The 3,145-nt window shown below is 41.6% G+C and carries 3 protein-coding genes; all 3 read right to left on the bottom strand.

The features are described from left to right. Nucleotides 1–49: 49 nt before the first annotated feature. The 3 genes from RDO37_RS00955 to RDO37_RS00950 all read right to left on the bottom strand — a co-directional run bounded on the left by RDO37_RS00955 (nt 50) and on the right by RDO37_RS00950 (nt 2,406). Nucleotides 50–199, bottom strand: coding sequence for a hypothetical protein (locus RDO37_RS00955; protein WP_308497801.1), 150 nt, complete (start codon nt 197–199; stop codon nt 50–52). Nucleotides 200–350: 151 nt separating this feature from the next. Continuing rightward, nucleotides 351–539 (bottom strand): ATP-binding protein, encoded by a 189-nt coding sequence (locus RDO37_RS10820; protein WP_374045294.1) that lies wholly within the window; start codon nt 537–539, stop codon nt 351–353. Between the two features lie 139 nt (nt 540–678). Next, nucleotides 679–2,406 carry a transposase gene (locus tag RDO37_RS00950; protein ID WP_308497800.1) on the bottom strand — a complete coding sequence of 576 codons (1,728 nt, stop codon included), beginning with the start codon at nt 2,404–2,406 and terminating at the stop codon, nt 679–681. Between the last annotated feature and the right edge of the window lie 739 nt (nt 2,407–3,145).

Below are 3,145 nucleotides of genomic sequence, written 5' to 3'. Positions count from 1 at the left end.
TAAGGATTAATTGTTAGCCACGGCGCTTGTTGGTACGACGCTCGCTTGATTATGGGTTGGTGTTGCCCTCAGTAGACCAATTGTTATCATAGCTATGATCAGGCGCAGAACGATAGTGGCCACGTACTTGAGTGCCGTCAGAGCGGGTATAGCCGTTAACATACACGTCTTTTGCCTGAGCGTTCATAGCAAATGACATTGTAGCGATAGCAATACCTAAGAAAATGCTTGTTTAAGCATAACGATTACTCATGGGTTGAAGCTCGATACCATGAGCACAACATCGTTTTTATTTTAAAATTGTGAAACAAATCTACGCAGGATACAAATTAAGTAGTGTATCCTACTAATCAGGCTGCTTTGCCTAGAGATGTTGCTAAGAGGTTTTTGCCTTGACCCGGTCCGCCAACCAATATCAAGTTATACCCTAGCTCAATCCACTTGCACTTGAAAAAATACTTTATGATTTCTGGTGCACGTGGAGCATGACGAGCGTCGTAGCTTTCAAACTCATAGCAATCAGGAAAAGTAGCCTTTATCAGCCCGTCCCTGTAAGCGATTTCCCATTTTTCTTTTGCTCAAGTAAACTTTAAGCAGATCTTTGAACTCTCAGAATGCAGCCAAAGTGTCTACAAAGGTCTGACAGTTATCTTGCGCTTGCAAAGATGTCACCGTTTTCTATGGCCAAAGAGTTTTCGGATTTGTATTCTTGCGTATAGCAGGATGTTTTTGACCATAAGGCATTGGTCCTATAAAGTTTCTCTTGAAATGGCCACTTATCTTGTTTGAACTGCCACTAGGACGTCCTCTTCCTCTTTTGGGTGCATTTGGGTCTATCAAGCCGTTCTTAATCGCCTCTAAGGTCTTCTTGTTTAGGCTGCCTTTTGGACGTCCGCGACCTCTTTTATGAGTATTAGGTACTATTAGACCTTGTTTCATAGCCTCGATGGTTTTCTTATTTAGACTGCCTTTTGGTCGTCCTCTGCCTCTTTTTACGCCGCTATCCTTTGCAGCTTCATTACCATCAGACACTATGGTTTTATGAGCTTGGGGCTCTGAGACTGCATCGACGTTTTGACATTCATCGTTTTGCTTGTCTGTGGAACGAGTTGGCAGTGACTCATCCTTGCTACTTTGCGCTTTTGATTCACGAGACTTTGGAAGTTTAGTTGGTTCTCCCGAAGGGTCATCAACTAAACCAAGCCTTGCCATAAGTGTAAATGAGGCATTTGATGCAGGCAAAACCCAGTAACCATCATCTATAAAAGCTTTAGCTGGGGCATTGACCTCCATGTAGACATCTCTAAGTTCAGACATTCTAGAGGCAAATGTCGAACCGTCACTGCCGTAAAGCTTATCCATATCATTCATGGCATTTCTTAACTTGCATGATATGAGTGCTGCTACAAAGTTAATGAACTCATTACCGATGACAGATTCACGTGATTGAGTCCTAGTAATATCGAGGTCTAATGTGTTCTTGTATACGTCGAATATGGTCTCTAACCACCATCTATTCTCGTAATGATTGAGAATGTCTAGAGGCGATAAATCAAGATCCGACTCATACACAATCATTCCCATCTTAAGAAGCTTTTTTGAGTACTCTTCTCCATCGAAAGTACCATTGTTCTTAAGTCCTTTATGGATCATGCCATTCTGTTCTAACGATGCTCGCGACATATCTCTTATGCTGAAGAGATACTTACCATTAGGCAAAGATACCTTCTTACAAAGGACATTCACGCCACTAGACAATGTTGCGCATTGTTCATATGAACACAAGTCAAGCTCATCAAGCACCTTGGCATTGCATCTGTACGGTGAGATGTAGTGTAGATCAGGGTATTGTTCAATGAGATCCCTAATCTTACTTACTGGAAAGCCTTTATCACAGACAAGAACTCCTTTGGTGACGTTGTTGCTCTTAATAAAGTCTCTGAACGCTTTGTAGTCAAGCATGTTGCCTTGATAAGCTTTTGAGCAAATTATCTCCAGCATATCGTGGCTATATGCATAGATTACAGAGTTTTCTTTATGATCTTTAAGGTGTAGCTTAGCAGAATCTCTAGAGAGGTCATTATTGCCAGTATCTTGTTTTAGGACACCATCAATGAAGATATTCTGGTTCTTTGCAACATGAGCAAGTCTGTAGCCATAGAAGCTCTTATGAGCTTGTGTACACATGCCAAGATGCTTTATGAACTCAGATACAGCATTCTTTGTGAGTCCTATGCAAGGATAGAAGACAGACAAAAATGACCCCTGACTTTTTGAAAGGTAACGATTACAAGCTATACCTGGGTCAATTACTCTCAATGAGGCAATGGTCATAATGCGGTTAGCATCTTCAGGATCAAAGCATAAGAGCAAGTCTTGATGAATATCCTTACACTTGTTTGCCACGAACGCAGGAGCGCCATACTGCATAACTGAGCGAGAGTTATGTGTTAGTACCTTTTTATCCTCTTGTCTTGGAACATACACACCATCGATTATGTATCCAATGACTTTGCCATTCCTAGGTCCAGAGTAATGCCCTTTTGAAGTCTTGTAGCCCGCCCTTTCTCTAACAAGATAACGCTTAGCACCTTTGGATTTTGAGTCAACAACTACCGTGTTTACTGGTCTGCTAACTGCTCTTACATGCTCTGGCACCACGGTTTAATCACCTTTTAACTACAAGAAAATAATCAAGGTGCTTAACTTACAATAGTTCATATTTAAACATTTATGAACTATATTTCACGCAGATATAAACACCAATTAAACACTATAAATCGTTATTTTACAGGATTTGTTTTACACTAATCCAATGGTGTTCTAGTCACATAGTTCATAAACTTAGAACAGTTTTTTACTAAATCACACGTTTATGCAGCCGCTACCTCGGTTTAATTAGTAGCCTCGGGGCTCGCTGGTACCAAACTAGTATGGCCGCTACCTAGGTATAATTAGTACCCTCGGGGCTCGCTGGTACCAAACTAGTATGGCCGCTACCTAGGTTTAATTAGTAGCCACGGCGCTCGTTGGTACCACGCTCACCAGTATATGGGTTGGTGTTGCCCTCAGTAGACCAATTGTTATCATAGCTATGATCAGGCGCAGAACGATAGTGGCCACGTACTTGAGTGCCGTCAGAGCG

It is taken from the genome of uncultured Anaerobiospirillum sp. (assembly GCF_902485895.1).
In the GTDB taxonomy this organism is placed as follows: domain Bacteria; phylum Pseudomonadota; class Gammaproteobacteria; order Enterobacterales; family Succinivibrionaceae; genus Anaerobiospirillum; species Anaerobiospirillum succiniciproducens.
Note: the sequence above shows the minus strand (reverse complement) of the source record. Positions and strands in the feature narration are given on the sequence as shown.